Origin of the sequence: Candidatus Palauibacter sp. (assembly GCF_965216145.1) — a bacterium.
Taxonomy (GTDB): domain Bacteria; phylum Gemmatimonadota; class Gemmatimonadetes; order Palauibacterales; family Palauibacteraceae; genus Palauibacter.
This window is the reverse complement of record NZ_OZ244149.1, coordinates 3,809,039-3,825,308: the sequence shown is the minus strand read 5'-3', so window position 1 is coordinate 3,825,308 and position 16,270 is coordinate 3,809,039. Positions and strand designations below refer to the sequence as shown.

Annotated in this window: 14 protein-coding genes and 1 riboswitch; of the genes, 9 read left to right on the top strand and 5 right to left on the bottom strand. The window is 69.2% G+C overall.

Annotated features, from left to right (window positions below):
• Window positions 1–12 precede the first annotated feature (12 nt).
• Complete coding sequence (locus tag ACOOHF_RS16460) at window positions 13–933, bottom strand: DMT family transporter (RefSeq protein ID WP_420462517.1); 921 nt, start codon at window positions 931–933, stop codon at window positions 13–15.
• A gap of 136 nt (window positions 934–1,069) precedes the next feature.
• Between ACOOHF_RS16460 and ACOOHF_RS16455 the strand changes: the two genes are divergently transcribed.
• From ACOOHF_RS16455 to asd, 5 genes are all read left to right on the top strand, one after another.
• The gene (locus ACOOHF_RS16455) at window positions 1,070–1,537 is read left to right on the top strand and encodes a nucleoside deaminase (protein ID WP_420462516.1); all 468 of its coding nucleotides are present in this window, start codon (window positions 1,070–1,072) and stop codon (window positions 1,535–1,537) included.
• A gap of 129 nt (window positions 1,538–1,666) precedes the next feature.
• Window positions 1,667–1,785, top strand: a riboswitch (SAM riboswitch).
• A gap of 90 nt (window positions 1,786–1,875) precedes the next feature.
• Window positions 1,876–2,931, top strand: coding sequence for a homoserine O-succinyltransferase MetX (metX, locus tag ACOOHF_RS16450; RefSeq protein ID WP_420462515.1), 1,056 nt, complete (start codon window positions 1,876–1,878; stop codon window positions 2,929–2,931).
• A complete protein-coding gene (gene metB / locus ACOOHF_RS16445; RefSeq protein ID WP_420462514.1) occupies window positions 2,928–4,175 on the top strand; it encodes a cystathionine gamma-synthase in 1,248 nt (415 codons plus the stop codon). The genes metX and metB overlap by 4 nt, the downstream gene beginning before the upstream one ends.
• Window positions 4,172–5,008: a hypothetical protein gene (locus ACOOHF_RS16440; RefSeq protein WP_420462513.1), complete on the top strand. Its 837-nt coding sequence runs from the start codon at window positions 4,172–4,174 to the stop codon at window positions 5,006–5,008. Before metB ends, ACOOHF_RS16440 begins: the two co-directional genes overlap by 4 nt.
• Window positions 5,005–6,081, top strand: a complete 1,077-nt coding sequence (gene asd / locus ACOOHF_RS16435; RefSeq protein ID WP_420462512.1) for an aspartate-semialdehyde dehydrogenase — start codon at window positions 5,005–5,007, stop codon at window positions 6,079–6,081. The genes ACOOHF_RS16440 and asd overlap by 4 nt, the downstream gene beginning before the upstream one ends.
• Before the next feature lie 384 nt (window positions 6,082–6,465).
• Here asd and ACOOHF_RS16430 read toward each other — a convergent pair whose 3' ends face one another.
• Window positions 6,466–7,716: a serine hydrolase domain-containing protein gene (locus ACOOHF_RS16430; protein ID WP_420462511.1), complete on the bottom strand. Its 1,251-nt coding sequence runs from the start codon at window positions 7,714–7,716 to the stop codon at window positions 6,466–6,468.
• Window positions 7,717–7,917: 201 nt separating this feature from the next.
• Here ACOOHF_RS16430 and ACOOHF_RS16425 point away from each other — a divergent pair, with 201 nt between their 5' ends.
• The 4 genes from ACOOHF_RS16425 to ACOOHF_RS16410 are packed head-to-tail and all read left to right on the top strand — an operon-like array spanning window position 7,918 to window position 14,265.
• Window positions 7,918–11,211, top strand: a complete 3,294-nt coding sequence (locus tag ACOOHF_RS16425) for a VPS10 domain-containing protein (RefSeq protein WP_420462510.1) — start codon at window positions 7,918–7,920, stop codon at window positions 11,209–11,211.
• 26 nt (window positions 11,212–11,237) lie between these two features.
• On the top strand, window positions 11,238–12,647 hold the full coding sequence (locus tag ACOOHF_RS16420) for an NfeD family protein (protein ID WP_420462509.1): 1,410 nt from the start codon (window positions 11,238–11,240) through the stop codon (window positions 12,645–12,647).
• Window position 12,648: 1 nt separating this feature from the next.
• Window positions 12,649–13,626: a flotillin-like protein FloA gene (gene floA, locus ACOOHF_RS16415; protein WP_420462508.1), complete on the top strand. Its 978-nt coding sequence runs from the start codon at window positions 12,649–12,651 to the stop codon at window positions 13,624–13,626.
• 39 nt (window positions 13,627–13,665) lie between these two features.
• Window positions 13,666–14,265: a hypothetical protein gene (locus ACOOHF_RS16410; protein WP_420462507.1), complete on the top strand. Its 600-nt coding sequence runs from the start codon at window positions 13,666–13,668 to the stop codon at window positions 14,263–14,265.
• A 51-nt stretch (window positions 14,266–14,316) separates the two neighbouring features.
• On the opposite strand, the gene ACOOHF_RS16405 is transcribed toward ACOOHF_RS16410, so the two are convergent.
• Genes ACOOHF_RS16405 through ACOOHF_RS16395 form a run of 3 tightly spaced genes read right to left on the bottom strand, consistent with a single transcriptional unit; the run spans window position 14,317 to window position 16,210 of the window.
• Window positions 14,317–15,084 (bottom strand): VOC family protein, encoded by a 768-nt coding sequence (locus ACOOHF_RS16405; protein ID WP_420462506.1) that lies wholly within the window; start codon window positions 15,082–15,084, stop codon window positions 14,317–14,319.
• A 47-nt stretch (window positions 15,085–15,131) separates the two neighbouring features.
• Window positions 15,132–15,437 (bottom strand): hypothetical protein, encoded by a 306-nt coding sequence (locus ACOOHF_RS16400; protein WP_420462505.1) that lies wholly within the window; start codon window positions 15,435–15,437, stop codon window positions 15,132–15,134.
• Window positions 15,434–16,210, bottom strand: coding sequence for an SURF1 family protein (locus tag ACOOHF_RS16395; protein WP_420462504.1), 777 nt, complete (start codon window positions 16,208–16,210; stop codon window positions 15,434–15,436). The genes ACOOHF_RS16400 and ACOOHF_RS16395 overlap by 4 nt, the downstream gene beginning before the upstream one ends.
• Window positions 16,211–16,270: the final 60 nt, after the last annotated feature.

Genomic DNA, 16,270 nt, shown 5'->3' with positions numbered 1-16,270 from the left:
TATCCCTTACGCTCACGCGGATTTCCGCCGCCGGCGCCGGGGCAGGCCGCGCGCCAAGGCCACCCCCGACAGGATGACGGCGGCCCCGATCAACTGCTGCCCGGTGGGCGTTTCCGAAAGCCACAGCCACGCCGTCGCGAGCGCGATCACCGGCACGAGGTTCTGGTACACCGCCGTCCGACTCTGTCCGATTGTCCGCACGCCGCGCGACCAGAGCAAGTAGGCGAGCGCGATCCCGAACACCCCGGTGTAGGCCGTCCCGAACCAGATTCCGACCGGCATCGCACCCCAGTCGGCCCGCAGAAGGTCGGGGATTCCGGCGAGGACGATCACGGGCAGACCCGCCCACAGCGTCCACGCGGTCACCTCGAGCGCCCCGCGGCGTTTCGTCATCCGACGTCCGAACACGGTGTACGCGGCCCACGACATCGCGGCTCCGAGCACGAGCAGATCTCCGAGCCCGGCGCCGCCGACCTCCCGGTTTCCTCCCAGGACGAGGATCGCCATCCCCGCCAGCGCGGTCACCACGCCGCACAGGATCGCGAGGCTGAAGCGCTCCCTGCCCAGCGCGGAGGCGATCGCGAGCACCCACACCGGACTCGTGGAGAGGAGGAGCGCCGCGTTCCCCGTGAGCGTGGCGTCGATCCCGAAGATGAACAGGGCCTGGAACGCGACGTGGCCCACCATGCCCAGCGCCACCACCCGTTTCCACTCCGTGCGCGGTGGCAGGACCGGACGCCCGGTCGCGCGGAGCAGAACCAGGACGGCGAGCGCCGCGAACGGGAAGCGCAACGCGTTGAAGGCGAGCGGCTCCAGGTGCCCGAGGATGAGCTTCACGACCGCGAAGTTGATCCCCCAGATCACGGCCGTGAGCAGCAGACCGAGGTCGACCGTCAGGCTGTGTCGACGCCGCCGGACGGGCCGGTCACCCATCGAGTTCGTCAATCGCGCTCGCCGTGGGGATGGGGACGAGGGGGCCCCGGCCGAAACCGGGGGCGGGACAGGAAGAGTATATTCGGGGAGTACTCCGGGAGTCGAACGCACACCCTTTGGCGAAACGAGCGTCCTGATGAATGACGAGCTCATGACGCGGGCCATAGAGCTGTCGGAACGCAGCGTGGAGGCGGGCGGCGGGCCGTTCGGCGCCGTCGTAGTGAAAGACGATAAGATCGTTGCCGAGGGAACGAATCGGGTCACACTGGACAACGATCCCACGGCCCACGCGGAGGTTCTGGCGATTCGGAGCGCCTGCGATCGTCTGAACACGTTCGATCTCGGCGGCTGCGAGATCTACGCCAGCTGCGAACCGTGTCCGATGTGTCTGGGGGCCATCTACTGGAGCCGGATGCGTCGGGCGTACTACGCGAACACCCGGGAGGACGCGGCGCGCATCCGGTTCAGCGACGAAGACATCTACGACGAATTCTCCAGACCCTTGCAGGAGCGCAGGATCGTCTCGCTGGTGCGGATCCCCTCCGACAGGGCGCTGGATGCGTTCGACCGCTGGATCCGCAAGCGGGACAAGACGCCGTACTAGAGATCGGCGACTTCCGGCGCTTCGAGAGCCCGGCCGGCCGGCGATAGGGAGATCTCCGCTACGGGCGCTCGCCCACTCGCCCATGAGTTGACATTCGACGGCCACCCCCGTAAGACTGCCCTGTACGACAACTCATCGAGACCGGCTGAGGGACAGGCCCTTTGACGCCGGGGCAACCTGTGGGAAGTGGCATTCCCGCAAAGGTGCCAACTCCTGCGGTGGACTTGCGTCCGCCGTAAAGATGAACCGCCCGCCGCCTTTCAGGTGGCAGCCAGTAGTAGCAGGGTGTCGAATCTCCGGAGTCCGATGAGGCAAACTCGAGACTCGGAGAGGTCATCATGGCCAACTGCTCTTCCGCTCGCGTTGCCTCGCATGCTGCGCTCGCCTCGCATGCTGCGCTCGCGCCAATCGCGCCCGACTCGACGACGCACGTTCGTGCGGGCGTCGTACGCTCCAGCATACGCTTCGATCACCTCGGAGCGCGTTCCGTGTCGATCGCGTACGAGGCGCAGGGGCCGGCCGGCGCACCGGCAACCGTCGTCCTCGGTGGCATCTCCGCGGGCCGTCACCTCGCGCCCACGGCCTCCGATCCTTCCCCTGGATGGTGGCCCGGCGTGGTGGGGGAGGGCGCAGCGCTCGACCCGGCGCGCCACCTGCTCGTCGGCATCGACTACCTCGGCGGGAACTCGGAGGATGGCCTCCTCCGCCCCGTGACAAGCCACGACCAGGCGCGCGCCATCGCGGCCGTGCTCGACGAACTCGACATCGCCGCCGCCTCGATCGCGGGCGCCTCATACGGCGGCATGGTCGCGCTGGCCTTCGCCGAACTCTTCCCGGCACGCGTGGCGCGGCTTGTCATCCTCTGCGCCGCCCACCGCACGCACCCCATGGCGACTGCCATCCGCTCGGTTCAACGGTCGGCCGCGGAGCTGGGGGTCGCCACCGGACAGGCGGCCCGGGGCCTCGCGCTGGCCCGAGCCCTCGCGATGACCACCTACCGGAGCCCGCGGGAATTCGAGGAGCGGTTCGAATCCGGCCCGCTCAGCGTCGGCAAGCCGGGGCAGTCGCCGTCGTGCTTTCCCGTCGAGCAATACCTGAACGCGCGCGGCGCCGATTTCATCCAGCGGTTCGACACCGAGCGCTTCCTCGCCCTCTCCGAGTCGATCGACCTGCACGCCACCGCAGCCGCATCGCTGCTGCCGCGGACCAGTCTGGTGTCGTTCGACACCGATGTTCTGGTCCCGCCCTGGCTCGTCGATGAGCTGGCCACGCGTAGCGGCAGGTGTCCGAGACACATCACCGTCCCGTCCATCTTCGGGCACGACGCCTTTCTCAAGGAAGTCGACGCCGTAGCGACTCTCCTCGAGGCGGACATCCCGGAGGTAGTGCGATGAGCAAGCTGAACCGTCCCCGTTCTTCCACGTCCCCCGTCACCCGCGCTGTGCGGGCGGGGCTCGGCGCCGACACGACCCATCGGGCGGTCATGCCGCCGATCCATCTCTCCACCAACTTCTTCTTCGACGCTCCGGGCGTGTGCGGGACGTACGACTACACCCGCACGGCCAACCCGACGCGCGATCTCGCGGCCGAAACCATCGCCGAACTCGAGGGCGGGTGCGGTGCCGTGGTGACCTCCTCCGGGATGTCGGCGATCGCCGTGGCGACGCGCCTGCTCTCGGCCGGTGATCTGCTCCTGGCGCCCCGCGACTGCTACGGAGGCAGCTACCGCCTCTTCTCTGCCGAGTCGAACCGCGGCACGTATCGCGTCCAGTTCATCAACCCGTGGGACCCCGAGTCGCTCGAGCTCGCCCGCCAACTCCGGCCCCGGATGATCTGGATCGAGACGCCCAGCAATCCGCACCTGCGCATCACGGACATCGCTGCGTGGGCGGGGGTGGCGCGCGATATCGGCGCCATCTGCGTGGCCGACAACACCTTCCTCTCACCCGTAAACCAGCGACCGCTGGAGTTCGGCGCCGACCTTGTCGTGCACTCGACGACGAAGTTCCTGAACGGGCACAGCGATGTGGTGGGCGGCACGGTGGTGGCGGCCGATGAAGACCTGCTCGAGGACATCGCCTGGTGGACCAACGCCATGGGCGTATCGGGGGCTCCGTTCGACTCGTATCTGACGCTCAGGGGCATGCGGACCCTGCACGCGCGCAGCCCCGTACACGAGGCGAACGCGCTCCGCATCGTCGATCTGCTGGACCGCAGCGACGTCGTCACCCGGGTCCATCACCCGAGCCTGCCGAATCATCCGGGGCACGATATTGCGCGGCGGCAGCAGACGGGGTGGGGCAGCCTCGTCTCGTTCGAGCTGCGCGGAGGACGGGTGGCGGTGGACGCTTTCGTGGACGGGATCGAGCATTTTGCGCTGGCCGAGTCGCTGGGCGGCGTGGAGAGCTTGGTCACGCACCCGTGGACGATGACGCACGCGTCGATGGACGAACCCGCGCGCCTGGCGGCGGGGATAGGCGAGGGGCTGCTCCGGTTGTCGGTGGGGATCGAGGCATGCGAGGACCTGGAGGCCGATCTGAACCGGGCTCTCTTGCGCGCGGAGGCGGTCGGCGGGGCAACCGACGGAGCAGCGGCCCGGACAGCCCGGGAAGCGGCCGCAGCGGTGACGGCCCAATGAAATCCGTGCTGAAGCGCTCGGTTCGCGGCGTCCCCCATGGCTTGCCCAGGGATCCCGTCCATGTGCTCAAGTTCGGCTCTTCGGTCCTGGCTGGCCCGCAGGACTACCCCGGTGTAGCCGAGATGATCGGACGCAAGGTGGCCCGCGGACGCGCGGTCGTCGCGGTGGTCTCCGCCATGGGCGACACCACCGATTCTCTCCTGGCGGCGGCCCGCTCGGTGGCCACGGCATTGCCCGACCGTCTGATGGGTGCGCTGCTTGCGACCGGGGAGGAGGCGTCGGTGGCACTGCTGACCCTGGCGCTCGCGGGTCGGGGCGTGCGGGCCGTGGGATTCAACACGTGGCGCCTGCCCGTACGCACGCAGGGGTCGTTGTGCGATGCCGATCCGGTCGCGGTGGATGCGGCGCAGATCCGCGCGACGCTGGCCAGTCACGACGCGGTCGTGTTTCCCGGCTTCGTCGGAGTGGACCTGACGGGTGTTCCCTCACTTCTGGGACGCGGCGGATCCGACCTGACAGCGCTTTTCCTCGGTGATGCCCTGGGTGCGGCGGAGGTCCGGCTGGTCAAGGACGTGGACGGCATCTTCCCCGCGGATCCACGTCGCCGGGGCCCCGGTCCGCACCTTTCCGATGGTCCGGGTGCGCGCCCCGCGGAAGGCCAGGCCCCCTGCTCCCAGCTGACCTGGGCGCAGGCGCGTACCATCGGCGGGGGAGTGGTGCAGTCGAAAGCAATCGACTTCGCGGAGCGTCGGAAGCTCGACTTCCGGGTCACGGGGCTGACGGGCCAGGGGACACGAGTAGGAAGACCAGGCCGATGGGCGGTGGCGCGTTGAGCGGATCGGACGGATCCCCCACCATACCGGTTGCCGTCCTCGGCGCGACCGGCATCGTTGGCCAGCGGTTGGTGCGGATGCTCGACGGGCACGCTCGCTTCCACCTGGCGGAGGTCGTCGGTTCCGAACGGCGCGCCGGGCGGCACTATGCGGGAGCGACGCCGTGGGCGATCGGCGGCGATCCTCCGCCGGGTGCAAGAGCGCTCCGTCTCCTGGCTCCCGGCGAGCCGCTGAGGAGCCCGTTGGTGCTCTCGGCGCTACCTGCGGCCGTCGCGAAGGAGACCGAGTTGGCCCTCGCCCGCTCCGGGCACGTCGTGTGCACAAACGCTTCGGCACATCGAATGCGAGCCGATACGCCGCTGATCGTCCCGGAAGTCAACGGCGAGGCGATCAGCGGAATCGCGGCGCAGCCATGGTCGCGGGCCGGCGGAGCGCTCGTCGCCAACCCGAACTGCGTGGTCGTGGGGCTGGCGATGGCGCTCGCCCCGATTCATGGGGCGTTCGGCATCGAATCGACGACGGTGGTCACCCTGCAAGCGCTCTCGGGGGCGGGGCTCAGCGGCCTCAACGCGGTGGAAGTCGCGGGGAACGTCATCCCGGGCATCCGCGGGGAGGAGGAGAAGATCGGTCCCGAGCTCAACAAGATCCTCGAGGCCGACATCGAAGTGTCCGTGGCGGTGAATCGTGTGCCGGTCCTCGATGGCCACACCGCGCATGTCTTCTGCAAGCTGCGAACGCCGACGACCCATCTGGACGCAGCCCGAGTGCTGCGTGACTTCCGGCCGCGCCTGGGACCGGGTTCGCTGCCGACGCTCCCGGCGCGACCGCTCGTGGTCCGAACCGAGCTCGACCGCCCCCAACCCCGCCTTGACGCGAACGCCGAGGGGGGCATGGCAGTTACCGTAGGGCGGATCCGGCCGGCTTCCCCGCCGCACGACCTTGCGCTGGTGGTGGGCGTCCACAACGGGATACGGGGCGCGGCGGGGGCCTGCCTCGCCAACGCGGAACTGTGCCTGGCCCACCGGGGCGCGGGCTCGCTAATTGTGCGTAACAAAGACGTTGGTGACCGGTAGCTCCACGAGACGCTGGAAGGGAGTACGGCGTCCATTGCGCGTGTGCCGCCGCCCATCTGCCGCCGCCCATCTGCCAGCGCCTGGCACCACCCGAGGGAGCAACCTGAGGTACCCGGGGGTTCCTGGGAGTCCCTGTGAAGTGTTAAGCCAATTCAAGATTGAACTTTCAATTGGCTTAAGCCGATGCAGGGGCGCTGACTCCTCCCACGAGTGCTTGAGATCTCGCGCCGTTGCTCAGGCGGGACGCGGCGAACCATGCCCGTTGTGACGCTGGTGTGAGGTCCTTGCCGGAAACTCTCTTCCTACTCGTAGATTCGGTGAACAACGATCCTGAAATCCAAAGCTAATGACGTAATTCGCGAGCACGACCAGGTGTTCGGCGGGTCAATCCCCGGTGTCCGCCAACGCCTCCAGCACCACGCCGGCCAGGTGCGGCAGGTGGGTGCGCATCCGTGATTCGTCGGAGTTGATCTGAATCGAGACGGCCACGCCGTGGTCCGGGTAGTAAGCGACCAGCGAATTGTATCCGGGCCAGAAGCCCCCGTGGCCGTAGGTCAACCCGTGTTCGCTCTCGGCGACGGACACCGCGAGGCCATATCCCAGGTGAGGCTTCGTGCTGTCCGTCGGAAAACCCACTTCGAGCAACTGGGGAAGGTCGTCCCCTTCGATCGCCTCGCCCTCGTAGAGGAGTTTCGCCCAGCGCACCATCGCCTGGGGATTGTTCACGAGGCCGCCTCCCGTCCACTCCTGAAGGGGATGGAGGATGAACCGGCCGTCCACGACGACTTCGAGCGGCGTTCCGTAGAGCCGCGAGCTTGCGTGCGCATAGCCCTGGGCGAGTCCCGGCAGGTCGCGCCGGTCGGCCGCAAGCGTGAGATCGAGACCGAGCGGGTCCAGAAAGAAGTCGTCGAGGAGATCGTAGTAGGCGCGGCCCGTCGCCTCCTCGATGGCCAGACCCGCCAGAGTGTAGTGAACGTCGCTGTAGTGGTATCCCCCGCCGGCGGGGAAGAGCGGTTCAGCGTCAAGCACCGTCTCGGCGATGAACTGCTCCGGGGTCATGTAGGCGTCGGGATCGCGAAACACCTCGCCCAGTCGCACGGCGAAGTCGGGGTCCTCGAAGTACGGCTGGATCATGCCGGCCGTGTGGTTCAGGAGGTTGCGCAGCGTCAGGTCCGCGTGATTGGGAACCCGGGAGAACCATTCCTCGTCGCCGAGCCAGGTCGAGACCGGCGCGTCGAGATCCAGGTCCCCGTTCATCGCCAACTGCAGGGCGACTGCAGCGACATACGTCTTCCCGATGCTACCCGAGCCCATGCGCAGCTCCGGGGTCATCGGGATGTCGTCGTCCACGTCCGACTCGCCGGTGGCGAAGCCGAACACGCGCCCGTCCGGGAGGATGAACGCCGCGGTCGCCCCGGGGAAGTTCTCGTCGGTCTCCCGGGCCTGCGCCCAGGCCGCGTCGAGCTCGGCCTGAAAGCGCTCCACGAGGGTCGCGGTGGCTTCCGGAGACAGGGAAGCCTCAGCCTCGGCCGCCGCATCCGCGGTCGAATCCGGCGCTGGCCCGCAGGCCAGAGCGAGGCAGATGCCCAGCCAGGCCAGGCGCAGGTCGAAGAGTCGGGCAGTGCATGGAGACATCTTTTCAACGCTCCTGGAGACATTTTTTCAACGCAAACAGGAACAAGATATCAACACGGCCAGGAACAAACATTCGACGAAGCGACGGCGGTGAGGGACCGTTCGCGTCGTGGGCCCGGGGTCCCGGTGTATTGCGCGGGTATCTCCGCAGTGCAGTTTGCGGGCGGAAGCCCGTCATCTTCCCGTTTCCGAGGCAGTACCATGAAAGCAGCCCGAGTTGTTGCGCTCTCAGCGGCCGGTCTCCTCTTCGGCGCCGCGGCGGGCGCCGCCCAGTCCGCGCTCGAGACGGCCCTCTCCCATCTCGAGTACCGGGAGATCGGTCCTGCCCTCATGGGCGGGCGGATCGCCGACATCGCCGTCGTCGAGGCCAAACCGCAGATCTTCTATCTGGGCACGGCCACCGCCGGCCTGTGGAAGACGGAGAACCACGGAACCTCCTGGACCCCTCTCTTCGACGACCAGCCGACGAGTTCGATCGGCGATGTGACCCTCCATCAGGCCAACCCCAACCTCGTCTGGGTCGGCACGGGCGAGCCCCAGAACCGCCAGTCCTCCCCGTGGGGGAACGGCGTCTACAAGTCGACGGACGGCGGCAAGACGTGGATGCACAAGGGGCTCGAGGGGACGAAGCACATCGCCCGCATCCTCATCCATCCGCGGAATCCTGATGTCGTCCATGTGGCCGCGGTCGGCGACCTGTGGGGGTCGAACGAGGACCGGGGCGTGTTCCGGACCCGCGACGGCGGGGATTCCTGGGAGAAGGTCCTCTACATCGACCAGCACACGGGCGCGATCGACCTCGCGATGGATCCCGCCGACCCCAACACCATCTTCGCCGCCATGTACCAGCGGCAGCGGACGGGCTGGGGCTTCAACGGCGGCGGGCCCGGCAGCGGTCTCTACCGGACGGTGGACGGCGGCGAGAACTGGACCGAGCTCACCGAGGGTCTCCCGGAGGGCGAGAAAGGCCGGATCGGGATCGACATCTACCGCCACGACGGGAACCTCGTCTACGCGCTCGTCGAGGCCGATCCCCGCGAGCCGGGTCAGGGGTTCCGCGGCGGCGGAGGCGGTCCGCGCCAGGGCGGGATCTTCCGCTCCACGGACCGGGGCGAGACGTGGGAGAAGATGTCGGACACGAACCCGCGTCCCATGTACTACTCACAGGTCCGCATCGATCCGGGCAACCCCGACCGCATCTACGTCCTCGGGACGCAGCTTTCGATCTCGGACGACGGGGGGCGGACCTTCCGGGACGATGGCTCCGTGCAGATTCACGTGGACCACCACCAGCTGTGGATCGACCCGGCGGACTCCGACCACCTGATCCTGGGCAGCGACGGCGGGGTCACGGCGACATGGGACGGGACCGCGCACTGGCGCATGTTCGACAACATCGCGCTCGGCCAGTTCTACGCGATCGGGCACGACATGCGGACGCCCTACGCGGTCTGCGGGGGACTGCAGGACAACGACGCCTGGTGCGGACCCTCGGACACGCGCTCGTTCCACGGCATCCGGAACCAGGACTGGTACGAGACGGCCTATGGCGACGGCTTCTTCACGATCGTCGACCCCACCGACTCCACGATCGTGTACTCGGAGTCGCAGGGCGGGAACATGAACCGCTACGACCTGACGACGGGGGAGAAGATCCCCATGCGTCCGATCGTCGGGCCGCGCGCGGACGGCGACACCACGAAGGCGTACCGCTACAACTGGAACTCTCCGCTCCTGCTCTCGCCGCACGATCCCGCCACCGTCTACCTGGGCGCGAACTACCTGCTGCGCTCGCGGGACTACGGGATGTCGTGGGAGGAAGTCGGGGGGCTCGACCTCACGAAGCAGATCGACCGCGAGGAACTCGAGATCATGGGGGTCCCCGGCTCCGAGCCGCAGATGTCGCTCAACGACGGGATCTCGACGTACGGGAACCTGACCTCGGTCGAGGAGTCTCCGCTCGTGAGGGGGCTCATCTACGCGGGGACGGACGACGGGAACCTGCAGGTGTCACGCGATGACGGCGCCACGTGGGAGAACGTGGCCGACCGCCTCCCGGGGCTGCCGGAGCGGACGTACGTGAGCCGCGTGGAGCCGTCGGCGCACGCGGAGGGCCGGGTGTACGCGACCTTCGACGGACACCGCAACGGCGACTACGCACCCTACGCCTACGTGAGCGAGGACTACGGCCAGAGCTGGCGTGCGATCGCGAACGGGCTTCCCGACGGGTGGTCCGTGAACGTGATCGTCGAGCACCAGCGGGCGCCGAACCTCCTCTTCATCGGAAACGAGGTCGGCGTCTTCGTCTCCGTGGACCGCGGGGAGAACTGGGTGCAGGTGAAGAACAACCTGCCCACGGTGCCGGTCGACGACATCCTCGTGCACCCGCGCGAGAACGATCTCATCGTCGGCACGCACGGGCGCAGCGTCTGGATCCTCGCCGACGTGACGCCGCTCGAGCACCTCTCCCATGGGATGATGGCCGACGCCGGGCGGGTGTTCGGCGACCACTCGATCATGTGGACGGAGCGCGGGGACTGGCCCTTCTTCGGCGCCACCTACAGCGCGCCGAATCCGCCGCGCGGGGCCCGCATCCGCTACTACCTGCGGGACGCCGAGGAAGAGGCGATGGCCGAGGACGAGGAGGAGGGCGAGCACGAGGACGGCGATGGCGACGACGACGGCGACGATGACGGTGACGACGACGGTGATGACGATAGCGAGGGCGAGGAGGGTGACGACGAGGACGACGAGCCGTCGTTCGCCCTCACGATCACCGATGCTTCGGGTGCGCACGTGCGGACGCTGGAGACGCCCCGCACGCAGGGGATCAACGAGGTGATATGGGACTGGCGCCATGACGCGCCGTATGAGCCCGAGGGCGGCGGCGGTCCGGGCGGTGGCGGCGGCGGTGGCGGTGGGTTCGGCGGCGGCGCGCCGCAGGGGCCGATCGTTCTCCCCGGCACGTATGCCGTGAGCATGGAGGCGGGGGGCGAGACGTTCTCGGCCGAGGTCGAGGTCGTGGCGGAGCCGCGGCGGCCCATGAGTGCGGCCGACCGGATGGCGCGGCAGGACGCGCTCATGAGCCTCCACGCCATGGCCGGTCCCATCTACGAGGCCGGGCAGGCGGCGAACGGGCTGGACGAGCAACTCTCGGCGGCGGAGGAGCTGATCGAGGGCGCGGACGAGGCGCCGGAAGGGCTGGAGGAGGAGCTGGACGCGATCGAGGAGGAACTCGAGGAGATCCGCGACAAGCTCGGCGAAGCCCGGCGGAACGCGGGCGTGGCGAACGCGATCCAGGGCTCCTCGACGGTGCCGACCGACGACCACCTGTGGCAGGTGGACGAGGTCTGGAACGTGATGCCGGAGGTGCTGGACCGGCTCAACGTGCTGATCGAGACGCGGTTGCCGGCGCTCAACGCGCAACTCTACGCCGATGCCGTGCGCCCGCCCGCGGGCGAGCCGATCGCGATGCCGGAGCGGCCGGGCGGCTGACCCGCGGCGGCGTTAGGTTGCCGACCATGGCGAACAGACAGTTGGTGTCCGGAACGCTGGGGTTGCCCGGGCTCGCGCTTGTGCTTGTCGCGGTGTGGGCCCCGGGGGGCTCCCCGGCGCCGGGCGCGTTCGCGGCGCCGCCCGCGCAGGCGGCGCCCGGGGTCGTCCGCGTCCCGATCACGGGCACGATCGAACTGGGCGTGGCGCCCTTCGTGGCCCGCGCGCTCTCCGAGGCCGCCGCGGCCGGGGCGCCCGCCGTGATCCTCGACCTCGACACGCCCGGCGGCCGGGTCGACGCGGCATGGAAGATCATCGACGACCTCCGCGACGCCGAAGTGCCGGTCTACGCGTACGTGAACCGGCGGGCGCTCTCGGCCGGCGCGATGATCGCGCTCGCGGCGGACCGGATCTACATGCGGCCGGGCTCCACCCTCGGTGCGGCGACCCCCATCACCGGCGACGGCGAGAAGGCCTCGGAGAAGATGGTGAGTGCGATGCGGTCGGAGTTCCGGGCGCTCGCCGAGGAGCGCGGGCTCGACCCGCGGATCGCCGAGGCCATGGTCGACGAGAGCGTGGAAGTGCCCGGGGTGAGCGAAGCCGGGAAGCTGCTCACGCTCACGACCGAGGAGGCCACGGCGCTCGGGGTCGCCGACGGCGAGGTGCGGGACCTCCTCGAACTGCTCGAGGTGATGGGACAGCCCCTCGCCGCGGTGCGCGACATCCAGCCCAACTGGGCGGAGGCGATCGTCCGCTTCCTCACCAACCCGGCCGTCGCGCCCATGCTCCTCAGCCTCGGATTCCTGGGGATCCTGATCGAGATCCGGACCCCGAGCTTCGGGATAGCCGGCGTGATCGGGCTCGGCGCGCTGGCCGCGTTCTTCGGCGCGCACCACCTCGTGCACCTCGCGGGACTCGAGGAGATCCTTCTCTTCGGCGCCGGCGTCGCGCTGATCGGGCTCGAGATCCTCGTCATCCCGGGATTCGGGGTCGCCGGGATCCTGGGGACGGGGGCCGTGCTCTCGGCGGCGGTCCTCGGCATGGTGGGCCAGGTGCCGACCTTCGACCAGGTGTTCAACGCGGCGGGGCTCGTCGCGCTCTCCATCATCCTCGTCGGGGTCGCGGGGTGGGCGCTCATTCGCCACCTGCCGCGCAGCAACCGTCTCACGGGGCTCTTCCTGCGCGATTCGACGAGTCGCGAGACGGGCTACATCTCCGCGCCCGAGCGGGAGGATCTCATCGGAAAGCTCGGCGTCGCGACGACGGACCTGCGGCCGGCGGGCGTGGCCCGCGTGGGCGACGAGCGGATCCATGTCGTGACCGAGGGACCGTGGCTCGAGGCCGAAACGCCCGTCCGCGTGCTCGAAGTCACGAGCGGCCGGGTTCTCGTACGCCGCGCCGGCGAAACCAATACTTCGGAAAACAGAAACGAGGGCTGATATGGAACCACTCGCGGGAAGCGGCATCATCCTCCTCATGGCCATCGCGCTCGGCCTTGTCCTTCTGTCATGGATCATACCGGTCCGGCTCTGGATCACGGCGATGGCGTCGGGCGTGCGCGTCGGGCTCGGGAGTCTGGTGGGGATGCGCCTGAGGAAGGTCCCTCCGCCCCGGATCGTCTATCCCCTCATCAGCTCCTACAAGGCGGGGCTTCCGCTCGATACGAACGAGCTGGAATCGCACTTCCTGGCGGGGGGCGATGTGCAGCGCGTCGTGAACGCGCTCATCTCGGCGGACAAGGCCAACATCGAGCTGCCGTTCCGTCAGGCAGCCGCGATCGACCTCGCGGGCCGGGACGTGCTCGACGCGGTGCAGGTTTCGGTGAATCCCCGGGTCATCCAGACGCCCAAGGTCGCCGCCATGGCGAAGGACGGGATCCAGCTCATCGCGACGGCCCGCGTGACGGTGCGGGCGAACATCAACCGCCTCGTCGGCGGGGCGGGGGAGGAGACGATCCTGGCCCGGGTCGGCGAGGGGATCGTGTCCACGATCGGGTCGGCGGTATCCCACAAGGCGGTGCTGGCGGACCCGGACAACATCTCGAAGACCGTGCTCGCCAAGGGGCTCGACTCCGGTACCGCGTTCGAGATCCTCTCGATCGACATCGCGGACGTCGACGTCGGGAAGAACATCGGTGCCGAGTTGCAGACCGACCAGGCCGAGGCCGACAAGCGCATCGCACAGGCGAAGGCGGAGGAACGCCGCGCCATGGCGGTGGCGTCGGAGCAGGAGAACCTCGCGCTGGTCCAACAGATGCAGGCCGAGGTCGTGAAGGCGGAAGCGGCAATCCCCCTGGCCATCGCGGAGGCGTTCCGTGAAGGCAATCTCGGGATAATGGATTATATGAAGTACCGTAACATCCAGAGCGATACGCAGATGAGGAAGTCCATCGCGAAGCCTCCGGAAAGGGAGAGCTAAGGCCATGAGTGGCGGATTGCGAGCGCGGGAGGGTGCCTGATGCCTGATTTCGAGGGCCTGCTCCCGCTCGCCCTGCTCTTCATCTTCATCTCGAGCCGGATTGCCGCGGCGAGGAAGCGGAATCGCCAGCGGCAGGAACAGGCCCAGGCGGAGGCCGCGGGAGGGTTCGAGGGCGCGCCCGCGCGTCAAGAGACCGCGGTCGCGGCGCCTCCCGAGGCGAGGCGGCCGGGCCTCCGCGACCAGTTGCGCGACATGGGCCGGCAGCTCGAGGAGCAGATGCAGCAGGCGGCGGCGGAGGGGCGGCCGGGCAGCGTCGTCGGACATGTGGAGCCCGGGGAGGCGCCCGAGACGCCGGGGATGCTCAGGCCGACTCGATCCGCCCCGCGGCCGTCAGCCCCGAAGCCGTCAGCGAGGCCGGCTCCCCCGGTCCGTGCGGCGTCCCGTGGTCCGGCTGCCGGACCAGCCCTCGAGGTGGCTCGCTCCGCCCGGCGCGGGGGGCAGCCGCTGGCACGGCTCGAGCGTTACTCCCCGCTCGCGCGCGCCGTGATCCTGTCCGAGATCCTCGGTCCGCCGCCGGGCCTCCCGCGGGAACCGGAGATCGGTCCGCCGCCGAGCCTCCCGCGGGAACCGGAGAACTGAGGTAGCGGGCCGAGGCCCGCTACCCCGTTCGGCCCGTCACATGTCGGTCCGTCACATGCTGTGCAGAGCGAACCCGGCTCCCTGAGGGTCGACTCCGTGCAGGATGTACTCCTCGTCGCCCGGGATCTTCATGGGCGGCGTCACGATCGTCCCGCCGAGAGCCTCGATCACCTCTACCGACGTGTGCACGTCCGGCACCTGCATGTAGAGGAACCAGCACGGCGGCGGCATCTCCGCGCTCCGCGTCATCATGCCGCCCACCGGCCGGCCCTCGCGGCCGTACATCTGGTAGATGCCGTGGCCCCCCATGTCCATCTGCTCCGTCTTCTCCCAGCCGAACAGCTCCGAGTAGAACGGCCAGGAGATCTCCCAGTCCGCGGAGATCAGTTCGTGCCAGGAGCACTCGCCGATCGCGGGCGGCCCGTCGTGTCCGGGGGTGACGCCGGAAGGTTCGTACGCCGTGAAGACGGCCCCGCCGGGATCGGCCACGATGGCGAGCCTGCCGATGTCGGGGAGTTCCATCCGGTGGTGTATCTGGCCTCCGAGGCGCGCGGCCTGCTCCGCCGTCGCGTCCACGTCCGGCGTCGAAATGTAGGGCAGCCAGTGCGGCGGTACGCCGTTGGCGAGAGCGTTGTCCGGAAGCGTCATCACGCCGCCGATCGGGGTGCCGGCGTTGATCCAGGGAATGTAGGGCGGGCCTTCTCCCTCCCAGCTTCCCGTCTCCCAGCCGACGACCTGCCGGTAGAACTCCTGCGCTCCTTCGAGGTCCGTCGTGAGAAGCTCGCACCAGCAGAAGCGGCCCAGGGGCGTTTCGGACATTGGTTTTCCTCCGATGTTTCCGGTTGAAGGTGAATGCTGCGGGTCTACTACTCGACTTCGTTGAGGTCATCCAGGAAGGGCGATTTTTTCGTCGGAGGCTTGTAGACGTCCCCGAAGGGCGACGCGCCCGATCCCTTGCTCTGCGCCCGGATCTCGGGGGTCGCGCCGCCGAATATCGCCTGAAGCTCCTGCTCGCTGAGTTCGAACGGGTCGTCGCCCGCGTACAGCGGCGGATGTACGCGGCAGGGCGGGTTGGGGTTTCCGGGCAGGGGTTCGAACCTCCACTCGGCCCGCGACGAGACGCGGATCTCCCAGCGGTTGCCCCCGCGGTCGGAGAACTTTCGGTGGCTCACGATGTCTTCCTGTTCGAGGAGGATCGAAGGAGCATCGCCGTCCCGCCGAGCGCGATGACGGCGAACGAGAACCACTGGATCATGTAGGAGAGGTGCGGGCCGGCGTCGGTCTCGACCGCACGGGCGGGCCCGAGGGCGGCCCCGTGGGGCGGGTCGTCAGCGCGCAGCACATGGGGGGTGGGGTCGAGCGCCGTCTCCTCGCGGATCAGCGCGAGGTCGAGGCCGGCGATCGCCAGATGCGGACGGCCGGCGATCTCGACCCGGAGCGGCTGGCCGCCCCGGCCGTCGCGCGAGGAGACGAAGACCCCCTCGACCCGAGCCGGCGGATCGGCGTCGCCGGCGCCACCGGCCGGCCCGGCCGCCGAGGGCGGGTCGGTCCAGGCGGCTGCCAGGTCGGGGCGCAGGCCGTCCGGCGCGGGCAGCCAGCCGCGCAGGACCATCACGACCTCCCCGGACTCGCCGCCGACGAGGAACGGAGTGAGCAGTTCCGCGCCGGCCCGCCCGCCCAGGGTGCGGCTCCGAAGGACCACCTCGGCGGCCCGGTCCCAGCGACCGATGAGCCGTGCGCGGCGGCCGATGAGGCCGGCCGTGTCGGAGGGCACGTCGCCGGGGCCGGTCCACTCGAGCCGCGGGGCCTCGGCGCGCTCGGCGCGCCCACGCAGCCCGGCGCTCCGCTCGCCGTGCCGGTCGAGTTGCCACAACCCGAGCCGCACGAAGAGCGCGCTCAGCGCGATCGCCACGGCGCACAGCAGGATCTTTCGAGTGAAGCTCACGACTCGCAGGGGGCTCGGTGCCGCTCCGGGCGCATATCGCCGCGCTTCAGCCGGCGGATG

Excerpts from the sequence above, each read along its gene's own strand:
- ACOOHF_RS16460 (WP_420462517.1), bottom strand. The coding sequence starts at position 933 with ATGGGTGACCGGCCCGTCCGGCGGCGTCGACACAGCCTGACGGTCGAC.
- ACOOHF_RS16425 (WP_420462510.1), top strand. The coding sequence starts at position 7,918 with ATGAAAGCAGCCCGAGTTGTTGCGCTCTCAGCGGCCGGTCTCCTCTTC.
- ACOOHF_RS16420 (WP_420462509.1), top strand. The coding sequence starts at position 11,238 with ATGGCGAACAGACAGTTGGTGTCCGGAACGCTGGGGTTGCCCGGGCTC.
- metB (WP_420462514.1), top strand. The coding sequence starts at position 2,928 with ATGAGCAAGCTGAACCGTCCCCGTTCTTCCACGTCCCCCGTCACCCGC.
- ACOOHF_RS16455 (WP_420462516.1), top strand. The coding sequence starts at position 1,070 with ATGAATGACGAGCTCATGACGCGGGCCATAGAGCTGTCGGAACGCAGC.
- ACOOHF_RS16405 (WP_420462506.1), bottom strand. The coding sequence starts at position 15,084 with ATGTCCGAAACGCCCCTGGGCCGCTTCTGCTGGTGCGAGCTTCTCACG.
- floA (WP_420462508.1), top strand. The coding sequence starts at position 12,649 with ATGGAACCACTCGCGGGAAGCGGCATCATCCTCCTCATGGCCATCGCG.
- ACOOHF_RS16430 (WP_420462511.1), bottom strand. The coding sequence starts at position 7,716 with ATGTCTCCATGCACTGCCCGACTCTTCGACCTGCGCCTGGCCTGGCTG.
- ACOOHF_RS16440 (WP_420462513.1), top strand. The coding sequence starts at position 4,172 with ATGAAATCCGTGCTGAAGCGCTCGGTTCGCGGCGTCCCCCATGGCTTG.
- metX (WP_420462515.1), top strand. The coding sequence starts at position 1,876 with ATGGCCAACTGCTCTTCCGCTCGCGTTGCCTCGCATGCTGCGCTCGCC.
- ACOOHF_RS16410 (WP_420462507.1), top strand. The coding sequence starts at position 13,666 with ATGCCTGATTTCGAGGGCCTGCTCCCGCTCGCCCTGCTCTTCATCTTC.